General features: G+C 57.9%; 26 protein-coding genes and 1 rRNA gene. 15 read left to right on the forward strand and 12 right to left on the reverse strand.

Annotated features, from left to right (window positions below; all coding sequences use genetic code 11):
• Positions 1-94, forward strand: a 5S ribosomal RNA gene (rrf, locus tag MHK04_RS05190); the annotation flags it as partial.
• Positions 95-428: 334 nt separating this feature from the next.
• Here the strand turns inward: rrf and MHK04_RS05195 are convergent.
• On the reverse strand, positions 429-1,439 hold the full coding sequence (locus tag MHK04_RS05195; RefSeq protein WP_411350903.1) for a pseudouridine synthase: 1,011 nt from the start codon (positions 1,437-1,439) through the stop codon (positions 429-431).
• Between MHK04_RS05195 and MHK04_RS05200 the strand changes: the two genes are divergently transcribed.
• The 4 genes from MHK04_RS05200 (at position 1,420) to MHK04_RS05215 (ending at position 3,558) form a co-directional block, all read left to right on the forward strand.
• Positions 1,420-1,563 (forward strand): hypothetical protein, encoded by a 144-nt coding sequence (locus tag MHK04_RS05200; protein WP_023020120.1) that lies wholly within the window; start codon positions 1,420-1,422, stop codon positions 1,561-1,563. The genes MHK04_RS05195 and MHK04_RS05200 overlap by 20 nt on opposite strands.
• 41 nt (positions 1,564-1,604) lie before the next feature.
• Entirely contained in the window at positions 1,605-2,504 is a 900-nt protein-coding gene (locus tag MHK04_RS05205; protein WP_023020119.1) for a universal stress protein, read from the forward strand.
• A 118-nt stretch (positions 2,505-2,622) separates the two neighbouring features.
• Positions 2,623-2,871, forward strand: a complete 249-nt coding sequence (locus MHK04_RS05210; RefSeq protein ID WP_005325340.1) for a GlsB/YeaQ/YmgE family stress response membrane protein — start codon at positions 2,623-2,625, stop codon at positions 2,869-2,871.
• Between the two features lie 78 nt (positions 2,872-2,949).
• Positions 2,950-3,558, forward strand: a complete 609-nt coding sequence (locus MHK04_RS05215) for a TetR/AcrR family transcriptional regulator (protein ID WP_239208179.1) — start codon at positions 2,950-2,952, stop codon at positions 3,556-3,558.
• Here the strand turns inward: MHK04_RS05215 and MHK04_RS05220 are convergent.
• Positions 3,515-4,459 carry a membrane protein insertase YidC gene (locus tag MHK04_RS05220; RefSeq protein WP_023020117.1) on the reverse strand — a complete coding sequence of 315 codons (945 nt, stop codon included), beginning with the start codon at positions 4,457-4,459 and terminating at the stop codon, positions 3,515-3,517. The genes MHK04_RS05215 and MHK04_RS05220 overlap by 44 nt on opposite strands.
• A 33-nt stretch (positions 4,460-4,492) precedes the next feature.
• Between MHK04_RS05220 and MHK04_RS05225 the strand changes: the two genes are divergently transcribed.
• The gene (locus MHK04_RS05225) at positions 4,493-5,155 is read left to right on the forward strand and encodes a class E sortase (RefSeq protein ID WP_239208180.1); all 663 of its coding nucleotides are present in this window, start codon (positions 4,493-4,495) and stop codon (positions 5,153-5,155) included.
• Complete coding sequence (locus MHK04_RS05230; protein ID WP_239208181.1) at positions 5,155-5,307, forward strand: hypothetical protein; 153 nt, start codon at positions 5,155-5,157, stop codon at positions 5,305-5,307. Before MHK04_RS05225 ends, MHK04_RS05230 begins: the two co-directional genes overlap by 1 nt.
• Here MHK04_RS05230 and MHK04_RS05235 read toward each other — a convergent pair.
• Positions 5,304-5,840 carry a DUF2020 domain-containing protein gene (locus MHK04_RS05235; protein WP_034655585.1) on the reverse strand — a complete coding sequence of 179 codons (537 nt, stop codon included), beginning with the start codon at positions 5,838-5,840 and terminating at the stop codon, positions 5,304-5,306. The two genes, MHK04_RS05230 and MHK04_RS05235, sit on opposite strands and share 4 nt — an antisense overlap.
• Here MHK04_RS05235 and MHK04_RS05240 point away from each other — a divergent pair.
• Entirely contained in the window at positions 5,839-7,002 is a 1,164-nt protein-coding gene (locus MHK04_RS05240; protein ID WP_239208182.1) for a sensor histidine kinase, read from the forward strand. The genes MHK04_RS05235 and MHK04_RS05240 overlap by 2 nt on opposite strands.
• Before the next feature lie 37 nt (positions 7,003-7,039).
• Positions 7,040-7,678: a LuxR C-terminal-related transcriptional regulator gene (locus tag MHK04_RS05245; RefSeq protein ID WP_023020112.1), complete on the forward strand. Its 639-nt coding sequence runs from the start codon at positions 7,040-7,042 to the stop codon at positions 7,676-7,678.
• On the opposite strand, the gene MHK04_RS05250 is transcribed toward MHK04_RS05245, so the two are convergent.
• Together MHK04_RS05250 and MHK04_RS05255 are read right to left on the reverse strand one after the other, a co-directional pair.
• Positions 7,675-7,986, reverse strand: a complete 312-nt coding sequence (locus tag MHK04_RS05250; protein ID WP_239208183.1) for a histone-like nucleoid-structuring protein Lsr2 — start codon at positions 7,984-7,986, stop codon at positions 7,675-7,677. The two genes, MHK04_RS05245 and MHK04_RS05250, sit on opposite strands and share 4 nt — an antisense overlap.
• Positions 7,987-8,173: 187 nt before the next feature.
• Positions 8,174-8,806, reverse strand: coding sequence for a DUF6474 family protein (locus MHK04_RS05255; protein WP_049359857.1), 633 nt, complete (start codon positions 8,804-8,806; stop codon positions 8,174-8,176).
• A gap of 69 nt (positions 8,807-8,875) precedes the next feature.
• Between MHK04_RS05255 and MHK04_RS05260 the strand changes: the two genes are divergently transcribed.
• The gene (locus MHK04_RS05260; protein ID WP_239208184.1) at positions 8,876-10,309 is read left to right on the forward strand and encodes a TM0106 family RecB-like putative nuclease; all 1,434 of its coding nucleotides are present in this window, start codon (positions 8,876-8,878) and stop codon (positions 10,307-10,309) included.
• On the opposite strand, the gene MHK04_RS05265 is transcribed toward MHK04_RS05260, so the two are convergent.
• Together MHK04_RS05265 and MHK04_RS05270 are read right to left on the reverse strand one after the other, a co-directional pair.
• The gene (locus MHK04_RS05265; RefSeq protein ID WP_239208185.1) at positions 10,296-11,594 is read right to left on the reverse strand and encodes a copper oxidase; all 1,299 of its coding nucleotides are present in this window, start codon (positions 11,592-11,594) and stop codon (positions 10,296-10,298) included. The two genes, MHK04_RS05260 and MHK04_RS05265, sit on opposite strands and share 14 nt — an antisense overlap.
• Before the next feature lie 10 nt (positions 11,595-11,604).
• Positions 11,605-12,756 carry an MFS transporter gene (locus tag MHK04_RS05270; protein WP_023020107.1) on the reverse strand — a complete coding sequence of 384 codons (1,152 nt, stop codon included), beginning with the start codon at positions 12,754-12,756 and terminating at the stop codon, positions 11,605-11,607.
• Positions 12,757-12,827: 71 nt separating this feature from the next.
• Between MHK04_RS05270 and MHK04_RS05275 the strand changes: the two genes are divergently transcribed.
• On the forward strand, positions 12,828-13,682 hold the full coding sequence (locus tag MHK04_RS05275) for a LysR family transcriptional regulator (protein WP_023020106.1): 855 nt from the start codon (positions 12,828-12,830) through the stop codon (positions 13,680-13,682).
• Between the two features lie 43 nt (positions 13,683-13,725).
• On the opposite strand, the gene MHK04_RS05280 is transcribed toward MHK04_RS05275, so the two are convergent.
• A complete protein-coding gene (locus MHK04_RS05280; RefSeq protein ID WP_005325362.1) occupies positions 13,726-14,328 on the reverse strand; it encodes a superoxide dismutase in 603 nt (200 codons plus the stop codon).
• A 164-nt stretch (positions 14,329-14,492) separates the two neighbouring features.
• On the opposite strand from MHK04_RS05280, the gene msrA reads away from it, so the two are divergent.
• Positions 14,493-15,140 (forward strand): peptide-methionine (S)-S-oxide reductase MsrA, encoded by a 648-nt coding sequence (gene msrA, locus MHK04_RS05285; protein WP_023020105.1) that lies wholly within the window; start codon positions 14,493-14,495, stop codon positions 15,138-15,140.
• Here the strand turns inward: msrA and MHK04_RS05290 are convergent.
• A complete protein-coding gene (locus MHK04_RS05290) occupies positions 15,137-16,879 on the reverse strand; it encodes an alpha/beta-hydrolase family protein (RefSeq protein WP_023020104.1) in 1,743 nt (580 codons plus the stop codon). The genes msrA and MHK04_RS05290 overlap by 4 nt on opposite strands.
• 87 nt (positions 16,880-16,966) lie before the next feature.
• Between MHK04_RS05290 and MHK04_RS05295 the strand changes: the two genes are divergently transcribed.
• The 3 genes from MHK04_RS05295 to MHK04_RS05305 are packed head-to-tail and all read left to right on the forward strand — an operon-like array spanning position 16,967 to position 19,559.
• The gene (locus tag MHK04_RS05295) at positions 16,967-17,914 is read left to right on the forward strand and encodes an L-lactate dehydrogenase (RefSeq protein ID WP_023027783.1); all 948 of its coding nucleotides are present in this window, start codon (positions 16,967-16,969) and stop codon (positions 17,912-17,914) included.
• Positions 17,914-18,618: a glycerophosphodiester phosphodiesterase family protein gene (locus MHK04_RS05300; protein ID WP_023020102.1), complete on the forward strand. Its 705-nt coding sequence runs from the start codon at positions 17,914-17,916 to the stop codon at positions 18,616-18,618. Before MHK04_RS05295 ends, MHK04_RS05300 begins: the two co-directional genes overlap by 1 nt.
• A gap of 20 nt (positions 18,619-18,638) precedes the next feature.
• Positions 18,639-19,559 (forward strand): DUF5926 family protein, encoded by a 921-nt coding sequence (locus MHK04_RS05305; protein WP_023020101.1) that lies wholly within the window; start codon positions 18,639-18,641, stop codon positions 19,557-19,559.
• A gap of 49 nt (positions 19,560-19,608) precedes the next feature.
• Here the strand turns inward: MHK04_RS05305 and MHK04_RS05310 are convergent, their stop codons facing one another.
• The 3 genes from MHK04_RS05310 to MHK04_RS05320 all read right to left on the reverse strand — a co-directional run bounded on the left by MHK04_RS05310 (position 19,609) and on the right by MHK04_RS05320 (position 22,748).
• Positions 19,609-20,853, reverse strand: a complete 1,245-nt coding sequence (locus MHK04_RS05310) for an LCP family protein (protein WP_023020100.1) — start codon at positions 20,851-20,853, stop codon at positions 19,609-19,611.
• A 63-nt stretch (positions 20,854-20,916) separates the two neighbouring features.
• A complete protein-coding gene (locus MHK04_RS05315; protein ID WP_023020099.1) occupies positions 20,917-21,615 on the reverse strand; it encodes a CPBP family intramembrane glutamic endopeptidase in 699 nt (232 codons plus the stop codon).
• Positions 21,612-22,748 carry an amidase gene (locus MHK04_RS05320; RefSeq protein ID WP_239208186.1) on the reverse strand — a complete coding sequence of 379 codons (1,137 nt, stop codon included), beginning with the start codon at positions 22,746-22,748 and terminating at the stop codon, positions 21,612-21,614. The genes MHK04_RS05315 and MHK04_RS05320 overlap by 4 nt, the downstream gene beginning before the upstream one ends.
• Positions 22,749-22,763 lie beyond the last annotated feature (15 nt).

The raw sequence follows: 22,763 nt of genomic DNA on the forward strand, positions 1-22,763 counted from the left end.
AACGCCCGGTCCCATTCCGAACCCGGAAGCTAAGCCTGCACACGCTGATGGTACTGCAACCGGGAGGTTGTGGGAGAGTAAGTCACCGCCGACACCAAACAACAAACACAACAAAATACAAACAACAAAGAAGAGGACGGTATACCACCGCCCTCTTCTTTCGTCGTTTTACCAGCCCTCCCGGCCCGTGGAAGGTCCTCATCTACAAAGCCAAGAGTACGGCTGAAGGCTATGGAGGGGAGAGTCTGGGCGGACTCACATCTTGTCACCGGCCCACAACGTGGCAAGGGTGCCCCGAGCTGTCTATGCAGTCTCGGGCTATTGAGCTATTTTTACTACCACCACACTGCCTATCCTGTAGCAGCCATCGGTTTCAACATAGGCCACCGAGAAGCCGCTAGCACGAGGCTCGGCGTACCGGGCTTGTGCTACTGAAAATCGATGAGACGGTGTGTGTATAGCGGCAGGGCGGACTCAAACTCGCGCGGCTTTTCACTCAGGGGATCAGTAAATTCGATGCGCGTGGCCGTTAGGTGCATGGGGATACGCATATCCTCTGCTTCTTCGGGAAAGATTTCTGGATAGACTGGGTCACCCAGGATAGGTACGCCTGCTTGCCACATATGGAGACGCAATTGATGGGTCTTACCCGTGGTGGGGGTTAATGAGTAAATTCCTAATTCTGGCAGGTGGCCGTGTAGTTTTTCATAAGGGGCATTGTCTATGCGGTCGACTGAAGCGAGGGTAGTGAACGCATTAGGGGGACCGTCGCCAATTCGGCCCTGGATTTCGCCGGGGGTCTTGGTGAGGTGCGAGGACCATTGGAGGGGCGTCGGAAAGCGCCGGTATTTGGCGATCGCTTGATAGGTTTTTGCGACTTTCTTTTCAGCGAAAAGGGTTTGGTAGGCACCGCGCACCTCACGGTGTTTGGTAAATAGCAAGATTCCGGATGTAAGTCTGTCTAGACGGTGTGCTGGTGCTAGTTCGCTATTTCCGGTCATTCGCCGCAGCTGGACTGTAGCGGTCTGTACGATATGTCGCGCCCGTGGCATGGTGGCCATGAACGGTGGCTTATCGGCGATGAGAATGTGTTCATCTTCATAGAGAACGGGGATGTCATAAGGCACCGGTATCTCGGGTGCCGGCATGCGGTAGAAAAAGACGTCCTCATCTTGGCGCAAGACGGATTCCGGTCGGAGCTGGGTTTGGTCGCGTAGGACCACCTCGCCGGAGTCAAAGCGCGCTTGGAGCGCGGCGGCGTCATCGTGAGGATGCCGGTGGCGTTGTGCCGAGATTACTGCACTAAGAAAATCCCAGGCGGTTATGTTTGCCTCAGGGGTGCGCACGCGGGTTGGGTTTAGGCCGTCTTTAATCGGTAAAGGCGTGAAACCTTTTCTGCGATGTACTAAGGTTTTGTCCATGGATTTTAACTCTCTCATTGAACCGGTTGTTGCCTTTTTCTCTGAAGGTATCGGCGCCGTAATTCGCACCGTCTTGGAATTTGTTTACACCGTTATGTTCCCGTCGAATTCTGAGGCCGCAACCATCAACCCTCAAGCCTAATCCGTACTACAATTAAGGTATAACCACGGAAAGGACACATCATGGCCAAGGAAGACATTGTAGTCGTTGCCGTTGACGGTTCGGAAGCATCCAAGAATGCAGTCCGCTGGGCCGCAAATACGGCTATGAAGCGCGAGATTCCTCTTCGAATTGCATCGAGCTACACCATGCCGCAGTTCTTGTACGCAGAGGGCATGGTTCCGCCGAAGGAACTTTTCGATGACTTGCAGGCCGAGACGCTGGAAAAGATCGAAGAGGCTCGCGCTATCGCTCATGAGGTTGCCCCAGAGCTGAAGATTGGTCATACGGTGGCTGAGGGCTCCCCGATCGATATGCTGCTGGAAATGTCGCATGATGTCACCATGATCGTCATGGGTTCCCGCGGCATGGGTGGCTTGTCTGGCATGGTGATGGGCTCTGTCTCCGCTTCGGTTGTCTCCCACGCTTCTTGCCCAGTGGTTGTCGTTCGCGAAGATAATCACGTTACGGAATCCACCAAGTACGGTCCTGTTGTGGTCGGTGTGGATGGCTCTGAGGTCTCGCAGAAGGCCACTGCTTATGCATTCCGTGAGGCGCAGGCTCGTGGCGCCGCTTTGATTGCGGTTCACACCTGGATGGATATGCAGGTACAGGCTTCCTTGGCTGGTCTTTCGGCCGCCCAGTCTGAGTGGGCTGATATCGAGAAGGAGCAGAGCGAGCTGTTGGCTGAAAACCTCAAGGAGCCGCGCGAGGAGTACCCAGACGTAGAGGTCAAGCAGCTTATCACCCGGGATCGTCCAGTGAGCGCTTTGACCGAAGCCGCAGAAGGTGCGCAGCTTCTGGTTGTGGGCTCCCATGGCCGCGGCGGCTTTAAGGGTATGCTCTTGGGCTCGACCTCTCGCGCATTGCTGCAGTCTGCACCATGCCCGATGATGGTTGTTCGCCCGGATGAGGACAACTAAAAGCTACTGCGTATAAGGTGCTCCGCCCATGTAGGCGGAGCACCTTTGTTGTTGCGTACCCCCTAGAGCCGGTTCGCTCGTGTACGTTGGAGTGTGCCCGTTAATTTAGGAGGATTGCATGAATTTGGGTTTGGGGCTTTTTAGCTCGATTGTTATCGGTATTATTGCTGGCTGGCTGGCAGAAAAGATTATGAAGCGCGACCACGGCTTGTTGACCAACCTTATTGTTGGTGTGCTGGGCGGCATTATCGGCGGAATGATTATCCACTTCCTGAACATTGAGGAAGGCGGATGGATCTTCTCCTTGATTGCCGCTACTGGTGGTGCTTGTATCCTGTTGTGGATCGTGGGGCTCATTAAGAAGTAGCCCGCATTTAATTCGCGTACAAACCGGTTTGTCTATAAAGTATAGATGAACCGGCTTTGTCGTTTTAGAGAGGAAACCATGGCAGAAAAGAAGTCGCGCCGTAATCGGCCCAGCCCGCGTAGTCGGCTGCTGGAATCGGCGACCAAGCTTTTTACTACCGAGGGCATTCGTGTCATCGGAATTGACCGCATCCTGCGTGAGGCGGACGTAGCTAAGGCTTCTTTGTACTCCTTATTTGGTTCCAAGGATGCGCTCGTAATCGCCTATGTGGAAGCTTTGGACGAGAAGTTCCGCCAGGATTGGGAGCAGCGCACTGCGGAGATGACGGATCCGGATCAAAAGATCATGGCCTTTTTTGATAAAGCGATTGAGGAAGAACCCAAGCAGGATTTCCGCGGATCCCACTTTTTGAATGCGGCCGGAGAATACCCGCGACCAGAAACTGAAGCTGAGCACGGGATCGTGGCTGCATGTATTGAGCACCGTAACTGGGTGCACTCTACCTTGACGGCATTGTTGACTGAGCGCAATGGGTACCCATCCTCTTCGCAGGCGAGCCAGCTTTTGATCTTCTTGGATGGTGGTCGCGCCGGCGCTCGGCTCACCAAGGAGATTGGGCCGCTGCAGACGGCTCGCGAACTGGCTACTCAGATGCTTTCTGCTCCCCCTGCTGATTATTCGATTTAAGATACTTTCGTGCCTCCATACGTAGCCGGTTGACCCGCTTCTTCTCTTCCTTGGAGAGGGCGGGTTCTTTTTCGCGCTTGCGCCAGCGGCGGATGCTGTCTCGGCGCATAGTATGAACGTCCTCAGTAAGTGGGTAGTCGCGGTGCAAAATGATCTCAAACATGGCGGTTTGGATCAGCGTGAAGAGATACGCGCAGCCCCAGTAGAGAATGATTGCTACCGGGATTGGTCCGGTTTGGGCCAAGTGCCATAGGAAGAATGGGATGACTAAGAGCAAAAAGCCCATGATGATGAAGACGCGACGGTTGACCTTTTGATCAAACTGAGTGGTGCGGAAGCTGCGCACCAGAGAAATAACAGAATTAGCCATGGTAAAGGTAATAGCGGCTATCAAGATGGGGTTGATGAGGTCGCCGTGTTCGCGGGCGAAATCCGTCAACGGGGCGCCGTAGAAGGTAGTTTGGCGGAAGGCCGACACATCGGAGGCATTCAGCATTCCCACGGTGGTGGAGCCGCGCTCGATATTAGACATGCGCAGGAGCACCTGGTAGAGGCCGATGAAGGCCGGGATCATGATGAGTGGGGGAAAACAGCCCGCTGCAGGGTTATAGTTGTAGCTCTTCATGAGGTTCTTTTCCTCTTGCATGAGCTCCACCATTTCCTCGGTAGTGGTGGCGTTGTTCATCTGCTTTTTGATGCGGTTGTTTTCTGGGCGGATGAGTGCGCCGATACGGGCGGAACGTACGGAAATCCAGTTCAGGGGGACAACGACTCCACGCACGGTGATAACGAGCAGAATGATCGAGATCAGCCAAGCCGTGGATTCACTGACGAAGCTGCTGACGATCCAGTGCCAGAATTTCATGATTCCAGAAACCGGGTACATGAAGACTTCGTACATACTTAACCTTTCATGGGCAGTATGGTCTAAGGCATGACTAAAGTTCTTGGGGAACTCATGCTAACCATTGGCGTGGTTCTTTTACTCTTTGCATTCTATGAAGCCTATTGGACAAATGTAGAATCCGGGCAGTTGCGAGAAGAGGCGAGTGCCGATCTTGAAGAGCAATGGAGGAACCCACGCCAGAAGATGGAGCCGGAATTGGGCGAGGCATTCGCCCAGCTCTACATTCCCACCTTTGGTTCTGACTATCACTTCGCCATCATTGAGGGCACCAATGAAGATGATCTGCTCCGCGGTCCTGGTCGCTACGTAGATTCCCAGATGCCGGGGGAGATGGGAAACTTTGCCGTTGCCGGCCACCGCGTGGGCAAGGGGGCTCCCTTTAATGATATAGGCAAGCTGGAGACCTGCGATGACATCGTGGTGGAGACGCAAACGGAGCGAATCACCTATCGCGTACTGCCCATTGATGGAGAGCAGGCGGATTGCTTTAACGGAATACCGCCGGAGTATTCCCACGTGGTTGGCCGGCATATTACAACGCCTGGCGATGTCTCAGTGACCAACCCAGTACCAGAGTCTGACGCCGCGCCGAATCGCGAGATCCTTACCCTGACCACGTGCCACCCGCAATTTTCCAATGCGGAGCGCATGATTGTGCACGCTATGGAAGTAGAAAAAGAGGAGAAATAATGTATCGCGCTTTATGGAATTTTTTGCCGGGGCCGACACCGGTGAAAGTCATCTTGGCCATCGCCATTGCGGCGGGAGTTTTCTTCCTGCTGATGGAGGTTGTATTCCCGTGGCTGTCGCCAATGATGCCGTATAACGATGTCGCGGTCTAAAGGCCTAAGTTCGCAATCGCCTCGTGGGCGATCTGCTCTGATTTAACCGTTTGTTGCTGGTTGCTCCAGACCAGCACCGCGTGCGTGTCCTTCTGCACGGCGTATACGGCGTGTTCATCGACCACGCCCCGGCCGCCTTCCCAACCGTCAAAAGAGGCGGGTTCGGTGGCGTCGATAGGTGCGGCCCAATCCACTGCGGCGCGAGCGTCTTCGGCCGTGGGCATATCCCGCACGATGACGGTGGCTTGTGGATCGTCCTGATAAGACCAGAATACGCAGGCTGGGGTGGGAAAGCGCGTGTCGATGCCCTGTTTGGTCAGGCGCTGGCCGTTGGTTTTTTCTAGCCAGCCGGGGCCGATATAGGGGCAATCGCTCCAGTCATTGACCTCCGCGGTCTGAGAGACGTTAACCTCGGGTGCTTGCGATGATTCTGGGGTTACCGGGGTGTTTGGCGCAGGGGCGGGCGTGGATGAATCGCAGCCGGCGATCCCAAAAGCGGCTAGGGTGAAAAGGGGAAGTAGGCTTTTGCGCATGAACTCCACAATAGACCGGGATACCGATGCACTCCGCACCGGCATCCATATCCTCACCGCTGGCCTGCTGGTGGTCGGCATTTTCACCTCGGCGCGGATGCCGCTTTCCCAAGCGATTATTAACCTGCTGCTCTTGGTGGGTTTTGCGGCGGTATTTTTCGCGGGCTCGGTGTACGGGGAGAACTGGGCTAGGCCGGTGCGCTACCTATGGCTATGCATCCTATCGGTGCTGTGGATAGCGGACCTTTCTGTGGCTCCAGCGGCAATCTATTTGGTCTTCGCGATGTTCTTCCTGTACCTCACGGTGCTGGATATGGCGGCGGGCATAGTCTGCGTTATTGGAGCCTCAATCATCACCGTGGCGGTGCAGATACCGCAGGGGCTAACTTTTGGCGGGGTGATGGGACCGGCAGTTTCGGCGCTGGTGACGATAGCGATTACCTACGCTTTCCGTACGCTGTCACGGATGAATAAGGAGCTGATAGAAACTCGTTCGCAGCTAGCGGCCACGGAGCGCGATGCTGGCATGGTGGCCGAGCGTCAGCGCATTGCGCACGAGATTCATGACACCCTTGCCCAAGGGCTGTCTTCTATTCAAATGCTTTTGCATTCGGCGGACCGCGATTTGGATAAGCAGGACGTGGACAAGGCGCGAGAGCGAATTGAACTGGCCCGAAGGACGGCCGCGGATAATCTGCACGAGGCACGGGCGATGATTGCGGCCTTGCAGCCGCCAACGCTCAATGAGGCTTCCCTTGAGGCGGCGTTGACCCGCATGGCGGAGAATTTTGGTGCTACTGGAGATATCCACGTAGAGGTGGAATCCGAAGGTGAAGTACAACAGTTGCCCATGAAGGTGGAGGCGGCGTTATTGCGGATTGCGCAGGGGGCTGTGGGGAACGTCGTCAAGCATGCAGGGGCGAGCCGCGCCCGGATTACGGTGACCTATGAGGGTGATGAGGTGCGCCTGGACGTGGTGGATAATGGCAAGGGCTTTGATCCGGCTGCGGTGGAGAGTACCCCTGCAGGTCTGGGACATATTGGGCTGGCCGCAATCAGGCGCCGCGCGCAGGAGCTAGGCGGGGAGGTCATTATTGAATCCGCGCCGGGGGAGGGCACTGCTGTGTCAGCTAGTATGCCCTTAAACAGCCGAGTAGATTAAACTTTTGGTTGACAATGACATCGATAGGAGGAATGTCGTGATTCGGGTCCTATTAGCAGATGACCACGAAATCGTCCGGCTAGGCTTGCGCTCCGTGCTGGAGGGCGCAGAAGATATCGACGTCGTAGGGGAGGTCGCTACGGCCGAAGCTGCGGTGTCGGCTGCGCAGGCGGGCGGCATCGATGTCATCCTGATGGACCTGCGCTTTGGCGCCGGCGTGGAAGGGACCCGCGTTATGGGTGGTGCGGAGGCTACCGCGCAGATTCGATCCGCCATGGCCACCCCGCCCAAGGTTCTGGTGGTCACTAACTATGACACCGATGCGGATATTCTCGGCGCGATTGAGGCCGGCGCCGTGGGCTATCTCCTCAAGGATGCACCACCGCAGGAGTTGCTCGCGGCGGTACGCTCGACTGCGGAGGGCGATTCGGCGCTTTCTCCTATCGTGGCCGATAGGCTAATGACTCGCGTACGCACGCCGCGTACTTCCCTTACACCGCGCGAGTTAGAAGTATTGCAGCTGGTGGCAGCCGGTGCTTCAAACCGCCAGATTGGACAAGATCTTATGTTGTCTGAGGCCACCGTGAAGTCCCACCTTGTGCACATTTATGACAAGTTGGGTGTGCGTTCGCGCACCTCCGCCGTGGCGGCTGCGCGCGAGCAGGGCGTGCTCTAGTTGGCAGCGTTATAGGCCTCGATGACGTCCTGCGGGATCTTACCCCGGTGCGCCACTGGCAGCCCTTGGGTGCGTGCCCATGCGCGGATCTGACTCGGATTGGCGCGCTGTGCATTGATGCCCGGGGCAACGCGGGCGGCATCCACGTAGGGGGCGAGAAGATTATGGAAGCGACGCGCGTTATCCGTGGAGAGATCGATAAGGTAGTTTTGACCGTTCACGCTGAAGCGAATGACTTCTAGCTGGTCTTCGGGAATTAGGGTGTGGTCCAAGTCGTCGTAAAATTGGGTCACTTCACGGCGGGACATTTTGCCTCCAATTTTCTAAATGCACACCAAGCAAAGAGAGCATTAATGGTGTTTCAGGGATAGGGCGATTAGAAGACTATCAGCAACTTTTTCGGGCCGAAAATACTTTTCCCGAAAAATTCCGGAACTTTATGGAAAATAAATATATGCCACCACCGCCCCCTATTCGGTGGTGGCATAAATGATTTTACTGGGCCAGACGCTGCTGGATTTCCGCAGTAATGGAGTCAATCTCCGAGCTAATGGTCTTGTGCGCGCGGCGGCGCTGCTGCTCAGTCATAAACTCAGCATTGTCGATGGCGGAGTCTACTTCCTGGAGGCGGTCGCGCACATCGCGCTTGAATCCGGCCGGGATATCCGTGTTATCGAGGGAATTGCGGATACCTGCGGTGCGGGCCTTGAGCGGGGCACCGTAGCCGGAAAAGGAAGCCATCTGGTCCGAAGTTACGCCGGCTTTGGCGGCCTTTCGCTTTTCGCCTTCGGTTTTCAAGCCTACGTAGCCGCGGTAGAGAAGTGGCAGCAGCAGGGGAGCGGCGGTGCGCAGTGCGCCGGCGTAGCGCTTGACGTTATCGGAATTAAAACGGCCGGCCTTGAGCTTGGCCAGTTCATTCTTGGCCATCTTCTGCTCGTGCTTGCGGCGCTTCTTTAGGCCCTTTTCCTCAGACTTGATGAGGTGCTTTTCCTGCTTGGCCAGAAGCTTTTGCTGGCGACGGCGGTCCTTAGACTGGGCCTTTACCTCTGCCTTAGCGCGGGTCTTGGCAGCCTTTGCCTGTGCGCGTGCTTCTTGGCGGGCCTTTTTAATTTTCTTCAGAATGCTCATTTAATTTCCCTCACGTTTGATCGAGTCTGGATTCAACTTTACCTTGCCGTTCCATTAAGCTCACCCGGTGTGGAGGATGTGGTTGTTGCTTCGGACCTTGTGGGGTGCCGTTACCGCTTAGTGCAGCGGCGTGCGCACCCCGAGATGCCGCGTACCCATGCCTCGATTGCCCGGGCGGAGCGCCACGCCGCCGCCGTGGAGGCGGTCATGCAGATGCTTCCGCGCAGGGGTTCCGGTCGTTTCCGCCGCATCGATTTAGAAGACGATGAGTGGGAGCGCTCCATGCGCACCCTTGAGGCTGTGGTTTCCGGATATACGCACATCACCAATGCGGTCTTTGCTACCGAGGAGTGGATGGTGCACGTGGATGTGCTGCTGCGTGAGGGCGATAAATACACCCCGATCATCGTCTCCAATCATCGTGTGGCCCGCAAGAATGACACGAAGACGACGCTGGCGGTGCCCACCCACAGGTTGGGGCTGAGCGAGCCGCTCGAAGCCCCGTATAAGCTGCGCCACCATGCGGTGGATGGCTACCGCTTAGCTTTTGCCGCTCGTGCTTTGCAGGATCTAGGGCTTGATTCGGGCCGGGGCGGAGCCATTGGACAGGATCGCACGCGAGCATTTTTTACTGACACGGCCAGGTTTGATCTGGAACGCGCGTGGAATCAGCCGCTGCCTACTGCGCCGGTACGGGTTAAAGAGTGCGCTAGCTGCCGCTTCTGGTCTTTGTGTGAACCAGAGTTGGTGGCGGCGGATGATATTTCGCTCTTTTTATCCGGCGACCGCGCTAAGCCTTACCGCGAGCGAGGTATTACTTCCGTGCAGGCGCTTATCGACGCCGACCTGGGCGAACCCTCCCGCCTTGCAGCCGCCTGGCGCGCCGGGGAAGTATTGTTGCGCCGCGGTGACGTGAACGTTCCGCGGGCGGACGTGGAAGTAGACGTGGATATGGAAGCCTACCTGGACCAGGGCGCGTATCTATGGGGAGCGTGGTACGACGGCGAGTATGTCCCTTTCGTGACCTGGGAGCCGTTGGGAGGGCGCGCCGAGGCGGAAAATTTTGCGGCCTTCTGGCGCTGGCTGATGGATCTGCGGGCGCAGGCGCATGCGCAGGGTAAAACCTTTGCTGCTTATTGCTACTCTGCCCATGGCGAGAATCACTGGATGCGTATGTCCGCGCGGCGTTTCCACGAGGTGGATGAGCGGGAGGTAGAAGAGTTCATCTCCTCGCCCGAGTGGGTGGATATGTTTGCCCACGTTAAAAGATCCTTCGCCGGCCCCTTTGGCCTGGGCCTGAAGGTTGTTGCGCCTGAGGCTGGGTTTACGTGGCCAGAAGAGGATTTCGACGGCGAAGAATCCGTGAATGCGCGGCGCGAGGCGCTAGCCGGGGACCTCGTGGCGCGGCAGCGTTTGCTGGACTATAACTCCGGCGATGTACAGGCCACCCGCGCGGTACGCGAGTGGATGGATGCCGGAGCACCGGGGGTTAAAGCGCTGTAAATAGGGCGTACACGACCGAGAGGATCGCTATGCCCATATATACCTGGTTCCATTCAGGTCCCGGCTTGGGATCTGGGCCCTCCGCCTTTTTCATTAAGACCTGTTTCTGGGCTTTGACCGCTCGGGCGATGAGCACGGGGTAGACAGCCAGAGAAAGGATGCACAGAAGGGAGGCGGCCACCTTGAGCAGGGAAACATCGGTACCGATCCAGATGAGTAGCCCGCCATTGACGAATGTGGCACGCAATAAGCCGAGTTTGTCTAGCTGCTGTAGGCCCGCTCGGACGGCAGAGGGGCCGCCACCCATGGTGGTGGGCAAGAGGTAACTCATGACGCCGATGAGGAGCTGACCGGCAAACCCCACCAGCAAGGCGAGGGAAGGCAGTGCCGGTTCAGGGGTGAAAAAGTGCTGGACGGTGTAATACGCCAAAGACAGCACCAGCCATAACGAGGCCATAAGGACGGAGACCGAGGCGAAAGTAATGCGATCGCGCGGGTCTTTAGCCACTGTGAGCACGTTGTCGAGCCACTGCTGCAGACTCAGTACCCAACCGCAGCAGTACATGATTAGGCCCAACTGGGGGAATCCGAGGAAGGCCCCAATGATGGTGGCGGCCACGCCGACGGCGAGCAGGGCAAAGGAGGAACGCATGTGGCGATTGATACCTTGGGTGCGCCAAATGGAGGGGAAAAGGATGGTGAGGGAGCCGGCCGCTGCCAAGCCGATGAAACCGCCGATATTGGCGGCGATATGGGCGAGCAGCAGCGTAGGGTGGCCGGGGTGGACCGCTAGCAGTGCGCCAAACATGGCGCCTACCGGCAGGCAGAGGGCGGAAAGTGCATAGGCGCCCACCACCGGCCGGAAGCGCTTTTCTTTGGCGCCGCGCCATTGCCGGAAGAGCGATGCCGCATGCCAAAGCATCATGAGAGTAATGAGCGTGGCTCCCACCTGGGTGACTATCCAGTGATGGGACCAGAATTCCATAAGGACTTGGCCGAGTAGCGTGATGATGATGCCGGCATTGAGGCCATAGATGCGACCCAATTGGGTGGGCCGGGCGGAATCGGGGAGGCGCTGTTGGGTGAATTTTTCCGTCAGGTGCTGTGACCAGACCATGATGCTATTGCTCACTAGTCCGAGGGTGAACAGGTGAATGAGCACCCATCGGTAGTTCGGCACCAGGGTATGCGTGGCACCCACGAGGATGAAGACCATCATCCACAGAGATACGGGCCGAGAGGCCCTTCGGTGCCACGTCCGCGCCGACCACTTATTCTCAGGCATAAAACCGATATTAGTCGGATTTAATCCTGGTCCAAGTCAGTGCGCTAAGGCTAAGGGCCACCGCGGTGAAGAAGGCAATGAAGAGGGGCCAAGAAAGGGCGTCGAAAAGCATGCCCGCACACGCTCCCACCACAGAAGAGCCGAAATAATAGCAGAATACGTACATCGAGGACGCCTCCGCACGGTCATGGGTGGCAATCTGGCCTACCCACCCGGAGGCAGTGGAGTGGACGGCGAAAAAGCCCACGGTAAAGGCGATCATGCCCAGGAGCGTCATGGGAAGGTTACCGGCGCATAATGCGATGCCAAGGGTAAAAAGTGCGGCTGAAGCACAGAGGGTTTTCCCATGCCCGATCCGTGCCACGAGAGAGCCCGCCCGCGCAGAGGACCACGTGCCGGAAAGATAGAAGAGGAAGGCCAAACCGGCGAGTGAAGGGGCCAACCCAAAATCATCGATGAGCCGGAAGGTCAGGAAGTTGTACATGGAGACAAATGTGCCCATAGAGAGGAACGCGGTGAGAAAGAGCAATGCCAAATCCCGGTTAGCCCAGTGGCCGAAAAGCGCCCGACTTTCGCTGGTGAGATGGATGGATTTCGGCCGGAAATTGCGTTGCGCGGGAAGCAGGAGCCACGACGTGATGGCAAAGGCGAGCGAAACTAGCGCCGAACCAAAAAGGGCCCAGCGCCACGTGGAAATCTCTACCAGCCCGGTAGGAATGAGACGGCCGGTAAGGCCGCCGACGGAGGTGCCTGCAATGTAGAGCCCCATGGCGCGCGGCAGCGCTTTATCATCGAGTTCTTCAGAAAGCCATGCCATCGCGGTAGCAGGTGCACCGGAGAGGAGAGCGCCCTGCAGGCCGCGCAGCAAAATAAGATGCCATCCTTCGGCAGCGAGCGGCACAATGAGCCCCACGCTGGTGGCGGAAACGGCCGAAATAAGCAGGATACGGCCGCGGCCGAAGCGTTCGGAGAGGATGGAAGCGGGGACGACGCACAGGGCCAGCGCGCCCGTAGCGGCCGATACGGTCATGGCCGCCTCGGTGGAGGAAAGACCCATGTTTTGTACCAGCGTGGGAAGAATAGCTTGGGTGGAATAAAGGCTGGAGAAGATGGCCAAGCCCACTAGGAGCATGGCTACCGTTGCACGCCGCGTTCTAGTCATGTCATTTAGCCTGCCTTGTGGCACTGCATGTGTAAAATGTGGAAAATTACAAAAAGCGATGCGGAGCATGCATGAATGTTGAAGATATCCGCGGCTTCCTCGCCGTGGTGGATTACGGTCGGGTTGGCGCTGCGGCCGATGAGCTGGGGATTTCCCAATCTGCACTGACCCGCCGCGTACAGCGCGTAGAAGCAAGCCTCGGTGCCCGTCTTTTTGAGCGCACTGGGCACACCCTGCATGTAAACTCGCGCGGAACCGTCTTCGCTGCGACAGGACGGGAAATGCTCCGCGCCTATGAGTCAGGCCGGGACGATGTAGCCCGCCTCATGGACCCCGAACGAGGTACCGTGCGCCTTGATTTCATGCACTCGCTCGGCACCTGGCTGGTTCCGGATCTGATCAAAAGTTATCGCGAGCTGCACCCCCACGTGGATATTCGCCTGCACCAAGGGGCGGCGCAAGAGCTGGTGAGCAGAGTAGAAAATGGCGAATCCGACCTCGCGCTGGTAGGCCCGCGGCCGAATGCCGCATTGGGCTGGCACCAGATAAAGGTGCAGCGCCTAGGTCTTGCGGTACCGGAAGGCCACTGGGCAGCACACCGGCAAGAGGTAGATCTTGCGGAATGTGCGGCCGAGCCGTTCATCGGCATGCTTCCCGGCTATGGCACGCGCATGCTCCTTGATGCCCTGGCGGAAGATGCCGGCTTTAGTCCCCACCTTGTTTTCGAATCGATGGAGCTTACCACCGTTGCGGGGCTGGTAGCGGCCGGCCTTGGGGTGGCGCTCTTGCCGCTGGATGATCCTTATCTACAGGTGGGAAGCCTAGTTCCCCTTACGCCGCCGGCGTACCGCGAACTCGGTTTGGTGTGGCGCGCCGGGGACGATGCGCCTCCGGTGCAGCAATTCCGGGAGTTTATCCGGGCATAGAAAAGGCCGCCCCAGAGGGGGCGGCCTGTGTAACTAAAAGGAGTTACTTGGTGGCTGCAGCGAAGCGCTCAGCAACGTCATCCCAGTTGAAGACGTTCCATACGGCCTTTACGTAATCAGCCTTAACGTTCTTGTACTGCAGGTAGAAAGCGTGCTCCCACATATCCAGCATCAGCAGCGGGGTGAAGTTGATGGAGGTATTACCCTGCTGGTCAGTCAGCTGCTCGATGATCAGGCGGCCAGCAATGTGGTCGTAGCCCAGAACTGCCCAGCCAGAGCCCTGCAGGGAGGTAGCGGCAGCGGAGAAGTGAGCCTTGAACTTCTCAAAGGAGCCGAAGTCGCGGTTGATAGCTTCTGCCAGCTCGCCGGTTGGCTCGCCGCCACCATTCGGGGATAGGTTCTTCCAGAAGATGGAGTGGTTGGTGTGGCCACCCAGGTTAAATGCCAAGTTCTTGGACAGGGCACGGATACGATCCGGGTTAGCCTCGCCGTTGCGCTCTTCCTCGAGCGCCTCGAGTGCAGCGTTAGCGCCAGCAACGTAGGTTGCGTGGTGCTTATCGTGGTGGAGCTCCATGATCTCTGCGGAGATGTGTGGCTCCAGTGCGTCGAATGCGTATGGGAGGTCAGGAAGTTCGTAAACAGCCATTAATTTAATCCTTTCTTCGGGTACGTGTCCCGATGATAGGCACGGTTGAAAGATTTCGCCATGATTAATTCGAATTGTGGAACCAGCGCGAAAATTAACTGGCTGTGGAATAGCTTTTCGCAGTACAACGTTGGGAAGAAGGAATAAGGAAGGAGCTATGCCTCATGTGGATGTTTAAACCAGAGCCCAAGCTCGTTGCCGCAGACCAAGCCCTGTCAGGGCGAGCCGAACCGATTCTGGCCCCTGCCCCGCATGCTGTTTTAGGAACGCCGATTACCGGACCGTGGAAAGAAGGGCAGCGCTCCATCCTCATTGCACTGGGATGTTTCTGGGGTGCGGAGAAGATGTTCTGGGAGACAGAAGGAGTGGAGTCCACCTCGGTGGGCTATGCGGGTGGCACTACCCCGAATCCTACGTATTACGAGGTATGCCGCGGACTGACCAACCATGCCGAGGTGGTTCAGGTGGTTTATGACCCGCAACGCATCAGCCTGCGTGATCTTGTGGTGCAGGCCCTTGAGGCGCATGATCCCACCCAGGGCTTCCGTCAGGGCAATGATGTAGGCACGCAATATCGCTCTGCCTTCTATCCACGCACGGAGGATGAGCGGGCAGAAATCCAGGACATCGTGGATTCCTATGCAAACAAGCTCAAGGAATTCGGATTCGGAGATACCACCACGGAGGTTAAACTTCTCTCCGATACAGATTCCGGGGAGTACTACCTAGCTGAGGACGAGCATCAGCAGTATTTACATAAGGTGCCCAATGGATACTGCCCGCACCACAGCACCGGGGTGAAGTGCGATTAAGCGTCGCGCCGGATGAAGCGGGCAATCTTCTTAGCCAACTTTGGGGTGAGCGATTGGCGCGATTGGGATCCTAAAACCTCGTCCCAATACCAGAGCATTTCCTCAAAATAGTTGTGTCCGTGCCCGCCGGGGACGTTGAGGGAATTGATTTGGTCCAAGCCAATTTGCCACCAGGTAATAAATGGCACCCAGTGCAGCTGCCGGAAGGTATCCGCGTGCAGGGCCTCCGGCTGCGGTTCATGGATCCATGTGGGCCTGCGCACAAGGAGATTCAGGTCCCACCACACGATGGCGTCGGAAGCGTGTTGGGCAATGAGCATGCGGGGCCGGCGCCAGGTATGGGCGAAGTCGTTGCCAAAGGCGTCGTGCAGCGTGTGGTCCGGGGCCGCTGCGTAGCGCACATGTTTACCGCCATCGATAACGGGCAGACGTTCCAAAGAGCCAATGTCTCGGCGCAAACGCTGGGTAAAATGCGTCATGCGTGGAGGGCCGGAAAAGACGGCGCCATTGCAGGCAGAAAGTAGGTCCTCCACATTATGGTAGTTATCCATAATGGCGTAGGCTCCAAGCGATTCACCTGCAAAATAGAGCCGAGGGCGGTTTTCCTCCGGTAGCTTATCTATTTCTTCTTGTATCACCCGAATCAATTCGCGGGCTGCCTGCTTCGGGGCGTTTTTATCTACAAGGTAAGCAAAGACCGAAGGCAGATAGGAATATTGCATGGTGACGGTGACGCAATCACCGCCGGTTAAAAACTCATAGGAGCACGCGCCCCAATTATTTATCCATCCCGAACCCGCAGGCATCTGGATAACAATAGTTTCGCGCCTTAGGGCACCAGTGCGCTCGAGTTCGGCGCGAACTTTCTCTGCGGATTGCCGGAAGGAACGCCCCGGAATGTATCCGGCATAGATGCGGATGGGCTCTTTCGCATTGATTCCCGTTGCCATGCGGATATCGCGGGCGCGGGGGCCATTAGAAACAAAGCGGCGCCCCTGCTGCCCCAGCGCCGACCACGGCTCGAGCGACCACGGGCTACCGGACCGCTCCGGCTCCCAAGGCATGGAGGTGCCGGGGAAAATTTGCTTATTGATTCTTTGCGCTTGGTGCGAAAGTGAGCGCAACCAGCGCCGAAAAACCACGCGATCAGAAAGGGCAAAGGCCGTTAGGCTCAGTCCTGCGGTAACAACCGGCCAAGCGATAAGCGCCGGAACCCAGCGTCCCAACTGGCGCGATAATTTAGTAACGGCCAGCTGTGTGGCTTCCCCGATAAGCAGTAGTGTGCCATAGCCTGCGGTGCCAGCGGCCAAGCCGATCGCCGCCGTAACGGGCCCGCGCACGAGCTGTTTATTTACTAACTCCGCCTGCTTTTTCTGGTTGCGCAACGAAAGTACGGCATTAAAGGCGGTGCCGGCGCCGATAGCAAGGTGCAGGATCTGTCGATGTTGTGGCCCCAGGCGGTCCTGGGGGCGCTTACCAATGCTGTTGAGTAGGAAGCTTGTCGAAGCCGCCCCCAAATGTCCGATGCCCTGGCCAATGGCTACATTGGCGGCAGTCACCCACCACGGGCGAGGGAGGAGAGAGGGTGAAATTGCTGCCCACGTGGCTAATTCCGCACCCAAAATTCCAGCCGACATATTGGGCGGTAAGGTTTGCCGGCTGGTCATACGGACGATGGGCGTGAGATCCGCGGCTACGCCAAGAGCGATTAGTGCAGCGCGGCGGAGAGCGCGTTTCATAATGCCCGATTGTCCCAGATTTCGGTGGGAATTTCAGGGTGAGATCTAGCCCGTGCAAAACCCCCCAAAAAGTTGCACAATGGGGTCATGGCAAATCATGTAGGAAACAAGGTAGTTCTCATCGGCGCCGGCGACGTGGGAGTCGCCTACGCCTTCGCTCTCATCAACCAAAGCATCGTTGACCACCTGGCAATCATCGACATCGATGAAAAGAAGCTAGAGGGCAACGTCATGGACCTCAATCACGGCGTTGTTTGGGCCCCCACCCGCACTCGCGTCACCAAGGGCACCTACGCCGATTGCGCAGACGCCGATATGGTTGTCATCTGCGCCGGTGCCGCACAGAAGCCGGGCGAAACCCGCCTCGACCTGGTGGGCAAAAACGTCAAGATCATGAACAGCATCGTCTCCGATGTCATGGCCAATGACTTTGACGGCATCTTCCTTGTCGCCTCCAACCCAGTGGACATCCTGACCTACGCCGTATGGAAGGCCTCCGGCCTGGACCACAAGCGAGTCATCGGCTCCGGCACCGTGCTGGACTCCGCTCGCTTCCGCTACATGTTGGGTGAGCTAGAAGGCGTTGCCCCGAAGTCCGTTCACGCCTACATCGTGGGCGAGCACGGCGATTCCGAGCTGCCGGCCGTCTCTACTGCCAATATCGCTGGTGTTCCGTTGTCCAAGAAGTTCGACACGGATCCGGAGTACGCTGAGCGCATCGAGAAGATCTTCGAAGATACCCGCGATGCTGCCTACTCCATCATTGATGCCAAGGGTTCTACCTCTTTCGGCATCGGCATGGGCCTAGCCCGCATTACCGCCGCCGTCATCCAGAACCAGGACGTGGCTCTGCCAGTGTCTGCGTATCTGCAGGGCGAGTACGGCGTAGAAGATCTCTACATCGGCACTGCCGCCATTATCAATCGTTCCGGCATCGTGCGCGCGATTGAGCTGCAGCTCAATGAGCACGAAAAGGAGCGTTTCGATGCTTCTGCGAAGACCCTGAATGACATCAAGGAAGAGTTCTTCGGCTAGTGAAGATTGTCGCCCACAGGGGATACTCCGGAAAATATCCAGAGCTATCCCCTCTAGCTTTTGAGAAGGCTTTAGATTTGCCAATTCATGGCGTCGAGTGCGATGTGCGCTTGACGCGCGATGGAAAGGTAGTGGTCCAACACGATCCCACGTTGGACCGCACTGCGGGGCGCCCCGGCCGCATTTCCAAGCTGGACTGGGAAGAATTGCGCGGCGTGGACATCGGTTCGGGCCAACGCATGATGCTTCTCGATGAACTCTTGGAGCTACTCGAGGGCAAACCGCACCACCTATACATCGAGACCAAGCACCCCTCCGGGCAGGGCGACATCCTGGAGGAGCAAACGGTGCTGCGCCTGCGTTATGCGGGGCTTTTCGACGATCCCCGGATCCACATCATTTCCTTTTCCCACCATGCCATTCGGCGGATGCAAAACTTGGCGCCGCATATGGACCGGATTTATCTCCGCCGCGATTGGGAACGCCACGTCAACCGGCCCGATGTGATGTTGTCCAAGCCCACCGCTCTGGGCGTATCCTTGCTGCGTGCGAAGCTACAGCCAGCAATTATCGGTGCCCAGGGATTGCCTACTTACCTGTGGACCGTAGATAAGCCGGAGGATATGAAGTGGGCGTGGGCCAATGGGGTGGATATGCTCGCTACCAACCAACCCGAAGTGGCCCTGCATGCCATTGAGCTCTAGTAACCAGGTATCTTGGAAGCATGGCCAAGAAGAAAAAGAACAAGGAACAGCTGCCTGATGGCATGTCCCGCCGCCAGGCAAAGCTCGCCGCCCGCGCCAAGGAGCGCGCTGCCCTAGAAAAGGATCCCCGCCCCTACGGTGGACTTGCTGCAGAGGCCAGCCTGGTCGCCATGCAGGAGTTCGTCCCCTCCGCTTTTGCCAAGCTTGAGGTCAAGGGCTGCGACAAGAACGTATATGTAGCCACCGTCTTGCCGGGTGCTTCTGCTGCGCTAATTCGTGATGCCGAATTTGGCGGCGATGCCTTCGTGGGCTTGCAGGTACAGTCGCATACCCATAACCCGGGCCGCGACCTCGCCTTTGCCCTCAACTGGGTGAAGAATAATGAGCCTGGCGCCACCCTGGAATCCACTGCGGCTGATGGCTCGGAGCCGAAGCTGGAAGAGCTTATCGACGCCTCCGCAGCCCTCGACGTGCAGGTGCACCAAGACTTCGAATGGTGGATCCCGGAGGGTGCACAGGTCACCCCGCAGATTGCGCAGTCCCTACGCGCAGCTAATGATTCCGTCATCGAATCCCACGAAGTGGGCGAGAACATCACCGGCGCTGCTTTCTGGGCAAATGCCGGCGGTGGCAAGGCCCATATTCGTTGGGTCCGCCCGAGTGACGATGAATCCGCATTCTTGAATGCGCTGGCACGCGTAGCCGCCCGCGGTGAGCTGAACCTCGGTGAAGATACCAAGTTTGCCGGTGTCTTCCGCACCCACGGCCTTATTGCCCCAGTCTTTGACTTGGATCCAGAGGTTGACCACGCTTCCTATGAGGACCACCTCACCCGCGTGGATAAGGCCCTGGAGGAGGAAATTTCTAATGATGCTCAGCTCAGCGCCGATGAGCGCAAGCAGCTCGAAAACATCAAGTCTCGCCAGGTGACCTTGCGTTAAAGACATAAAAAATGGCACCTCCTGTGGCGGAGGTGCCATTTTTTGATCCCTATTTGAGGGAATCCCACAACCCAGAGGCTGCTTCCTCGTCCCAGAGGACTACGTTGCCTACCTCGGTGTCTTGGAACCCACCGATGGGGACGGTTTCTGTTTCCACACCGGAGCCCATGGCAAGCGCCACGCGGGCAAGATGCCAGACGTGGTCACCGTTGCCCACGATGAACGAGGAAGCGGTGTGGTTGACCAAGGAGTAGGCGCGGAATGGGTTGATAATGGTGGCAGGAGAAGCCACCTTATCCAGCAAAGCGGAGAAGAATTCGCGCTGGCGCTGCACGCGGTCTAGGTCACCCATGGCAGTAGCACGGGTGCGCACGTAGCCCAAGGCATCGCGTCCCTTGAGCTTTTGGCAGCCGTCTTGGAGATCGATGCCGGCGAGCGGGTCATTGATGGGTTCTTTCACGCACACGTCCACACCGCCGACAGAATCGACCACATTGGCCAGGCCACCCATGCCGATTTCGGCATAGTGGTCGATGTGCAGACCGGTTGTCCCTTCAACGGTTTGGGCGAGTAGCTGCGGTCCACCGTAGGTAAAGGCGGCATTGATTTTGTCCATGCCAAAACCGGGGACCTCTACGTAGCTATCGCGCGGAATGGACACGAGCTTGGCCTTGCCGGTGCGGGGAATGTGCAGCAGCATGATGGTATCGGTACGGCCTTCACCTACATCGCCGCCGGTGCCCAGTTCGGCCTGCTGTTCCTCGCTGAGGCCCTGACGAGAATCGGAACCGACGAGCAACCAATTGGTGCCGGCGGTATTAGACACTTGGTCTTCTGGAAGCGCTTCGACACGGGTGAGGCGAGCATCGGTCCAAAACATGAAGACGAGGTTGAATACCAAGAGGACAACAAGCGCCATACCAATACAACCGAGGGCGCGCTTGGCCGGATTGACCTTCTTGCGGCGGCTATGCGGGCGCTGGCGGGGCGCAGGTCGGGGTTCGGTCCGACGGGGTGGGCGTTGCTGCGCTCGGTATTGACTCGGGTAGCGGCTCGGCGTTGGGGGTGGGGTGCGGCGCGGTGGCTGTTGCTGCCGCTGTGGCTGCGGAGCGCGGAAGGATTGCTGTTCCGGTTCGACGCGCCGCGGCGTCGGGCGGGCGGAGGAACGGCGTCGAATGGGGCGGCCGTATCGATCCTTGAGGGGACGCCCATCGGCCCCAAGGACGAATTCAGTGGAGGAACCGTCGCCGGCGCGGCGGGCCTCCCTATGCGGATCTCGTCCTGATTCAGTCATGCGCTATACCTTACAAGGTGCGGGGAGTTTCGCCCGCTTCGCGACGTCCCCCTAAGGGCATTTTCACAGGAAGGAATAACCCACGAAAGCGACGGCGTCGATAAGAAAATGCGCTATGACTAACGGCCATACTCGCCCCGTGCGGTGGTAGTAGTAGCCATAAACGAACCCCATGATGATATTGCCACATCCAGCAGAAACTCCTTGGTAGAGGTGGTAAGAACCGCGCAAGACAGAGCTCGCGGCAAGTATTGTCAGCAGGGACCAACGGGCCTGGCGCAAGCGCGTCATAAACCACATCACCACCACGGTTTCCTCCGCAAAGGCATTAGCCGCTGCCTTAAAAAGGGAAACGGGAATGTGCACCCAAGCATTGGCAAAATCGCCGGGGATAACCTCTTTGCTCCACCCGAAGTGGACTGACGTGAAATATAGGGCGAGTCCCGGAATTCCAATAAGTGCGGCAAGCCCTGCCCCCTCCAGCCAGTCGCGGGCGCGGTAGGCGCGCGGGAAAATATGGTCCTTAGCCAGCAGGAAGAGCGCTAAGGCACCATAGGAGCAGAGTACAGCGGCCGAGCACAGCTGCAGGCCCATATCCACCCAGGCTAAAGAGGACTGGCTGGAGTTGAGCGTGACCGATTGCTCATTGAGCCGCTGCGGTGAGGCGAAGGAATTGATGAGGTTCAACACCGCCCGCACCCCGGAAATACCAAAGGTGAGGGTGAGGACGATGAGCAGTTCGGCGCGTAGAGACTTGGTCATGGGTGCAGGATGTGGGCGAGGCCGAGCAGGGAGGCGTCGGAAAGCGTAATGCCCCCTAGGTGTACTCCCACCGGTGGGTGATTGGGAATGGTCCACGGCACGGAAATGGCGGGAAGTTGGGCCATATTAAACAGCGAACCCCACGGGGACCACTGGGTCTGGGCTGCGAAATTCTCCTCATGGGACAGAGACAGGAAATATCCGGTGCGCGGTGGATCCGTGGTCAGCATCGGGGTGAGGATGGCATCTACGCCCCACTCTTGGGCCAGTAGGTCCGGCAGCTGCCGAACGTGTGCCCGCGCCGCGGCCACCTCAGCAGAGCTGACGCGCCGCCCCTGCTGGGCAATCCACTCGGCGTAGCCTTCTGCTGGGTGAAGCTCCGCTAGGCGGGAGGTAAAAATATTCCGGAAATGCGCAAAGGTAGCCCGAGCCTGAGGGTAGGGGGAAATGGGCACTACCTGAAAGCCGGCTGCCTGTAGGCGCTGGGCGGCCTCGCGGGCGGCGCGGAGGTGGTGCGCAGCGACGCTGGCATCGCAGAACAACGGCTCCAGTAGCAGACCGATGCGGGCGCGCGGGGTGATCATGCGGTGTCCATGCAAAAACGCATTATCTGCCACGGTCCGGGTAATAAAGCCCTGCACACCCAGTTCTTTTCCTGCCGGTTTGAAACCCACGACGCCGCAGGCCGCGGCCGGCACGCGGATGGATCCGCCGCCATCGCTGGCGTGGGCTGCTCGCAGCAATCCTCGTCTGACTTGCACCGCCGCGCCACCCGAAGAACCACCCGGGGTGCAGCCGGGGTAGAGGGGATTATCGGGGTGGGGCAGGCCCACCGGTTCCGTATCTACACGCAGGCCAAGTTCCGGAGCGGAGGACTTGCCGATGATGCGCGCACCCTGCTTTTCCAAGCCCTCTATGAAGGAATCGCTACGCTCAGGGTAGTAGGTACGATCGATGTTTCCCAAGGTAGTGGGCATGCCGCGGACATCGCAGAGATCCTTAGCGGACAGGACCCAGCCGCTTAGCCGGCCGTAGGCGGAAGGCTTGCGGTCCAGATCCACGTAGGTAAAACCATGCTCCTCTGGGGCAAGGCCGCGCAGGTCCGCGCGGAGCTGTTCTACGGAAAAGTCCATGGGGCACCAGTCTAG

Origin of the sequence: Corynebacterium nasorum (assembly GCF_022345765.1) — a bacterium.
GTDB lineage: Bacteria > Actinomycetota > Actinomycetes > Mycobacteriales > Mycobacteriaceae > Corynebacterium > Corynebacterium kefirresidentii.

Excerpts from the sequence above, each read along its gene's own strand:
- MHK04_RS05200 (WP_023020120.1), top strand. The coding sequence starts at position 1,420 with ATGGATTTTAACTCTCTCATTGAACCGGTTGTTGCCTTTTTCTCTGAA.
- MHK04_RS05195 (WP_411350903.1), bottom strand. The coding sequence starts at position 1,439 with ATGAGAGAGTTAAAATCCATGGACAAAACCTTAGTACATCGCAGAAAA.
- MHK04_RS05205 (WP_023020119.1), top strand. The coding sequence starts at position 1,605 with ATGGCCAAGGAAGACATTGTAGTCGTTGCCGTTGACGGTTCGGAAGCA.
- MHK04_RS05210 (WP_005325340.1), top strand. The coding sequence starts at position 2,623 with ATGAATTTGGGTTTGGGGCTTTTTAGCTCGATTGTTATCGGTATTATT.
- MHK04_RS05215 (WP_239208179.1), top strand. The coding sequence starts at position 2,950 with ATGGCAGAAAAGAAGTCGCGCCGTAATCGGCCCAGCCCGCGTAGTCGG.
- MHK04_RS05220 (WP_023020117.1), bottom strand. The coding sequence starts at position 4,459 with ATGTACGAAGTCTTCATGTACCCGGTTTCTGGAATCATGAAATTCTGG.
- MHK04_RS05225 (WP_239208180.1), top strand. The coding sequence starts at position 4,493 with ATGACTAAAGTTCTTGGGGAACTCATGCTAACCATTGGCGTGGTTCTT.
- MHK04_RS05230 (WP_239208181.1), top strand. The coding sequence starts at position 5,155 with ATGTATCGCGCTTTATGGAATTTTTTGCCGGGGCCGACACCGGTGAAA.
- MHK04_RS05240 (WP_239208182.1), top strand. The coding sequence starts at position 5,839 with ATGAACTCCACAATAGACCGGGATACCGATGCACTCCGCACCGGCATC.
- MHK04_RS05235 (WP_034655585.1), bottom strand. The coding sequence starts at position 5,840 with ATGCGCAAAAGCCTACTTCCCCTTTTCACCCTAGCCGCTTTTGGGATC.
- MHK04_RS05250 (WP_239208183.1), bottom strand. The coding sequence starts at position 7,986 with ATGTCCCGCCGTGAAGTGACCCAATTTTACGACGACTTGGACCACACC.
- MHK04_RS05255 (WP_049359857.1), bottom strand. The coding sequence starts at position 8,806 with ATGAGCATTCTGAAGAAAATTAAAAAGGCCCGCCAAGAAGCACGCGCA.
- MHK04_RS05265 (WP_239208185.1), bottom strand. The coding sequence starts at position 11,594 with ATGCCTGAGAATAAGTGGTCGGCGCGGACGTGGCACCGAAGGGCCTCT.
- MHK04_RS05270 (WP_023020107.1), bottom strand. The coding sequence starts at position 12,756 with ATGACTAGAACGCGGCGTGCAACGGTAGCCATGCTCCTAGTGGGCTTG.
- MHK04_RS05275 (WP_023020106.1), top strand. The coding sequence starts at position 12,828 with ATGAATGTTGAAGATATCCGCGGCTTCCTCGCCGTGGTGGATTACGGT.
- MHK04_RS05280 (WP_005325362.1), bottom strand. The coding sequence starts at position 14,328 with ATGGCTGTTTACGAACTTCCTGACCTCCCATACGCATTCGACGCACTG.
- msrA (WP_023020105.1), top strand. The coding sequence starts at position 14,493 with ATGTGGATGTTTAAACCAGAGCCCAAGCTCGTTGCCGCAGACCAAGCC.
- MHK04_RS05290 (WP_023020104.1), bottom strand. The coding sequence starts at position 16,879 with ATGAAACGCGCTCTCCGCCGCGCTGCACTAATCGCTCTTGGCGTAGCC.
- MHK04_RS05295 (WP_023027783.1), top strand. The coding sequence starts at position 16,967 with ATGGCAAATCATGTAGGAAACAAGGTAGTTCTCATCGGCGCCGGCGAC.
- MHK04_RS05305 (WP_023020101.1), top strand. The coding sequence starts at position 18,639 with ATGGCCAAGAAGAAAAAGAACAAGGAACAGCTGCCTGATGGCATGTCC.
- MHK04_RS05310 (WP_023020100.1), bottom strand. The coding sequence starts at position 20,853 with ATGACTGAATCAGGACGAGATCCGCATAGGGAGGCCCGCCGCGCCGGC.
- MHK04_RS05315 (WP_023020099.1), bottom strand. The coding sequence starts at position 21,615 with ATGACCAAGTCTCTACGCGCCGAACTGCTCATCGTCCTCACCCTCACC.
- MHK04_RS05320 (WP_239208186.1), bottom strand. The coding sequence starts at position 22,748 with ATGGACTTTTCCGTAGAACAGCTCCGCGCGGACCTGCGCGGCCTTGCC.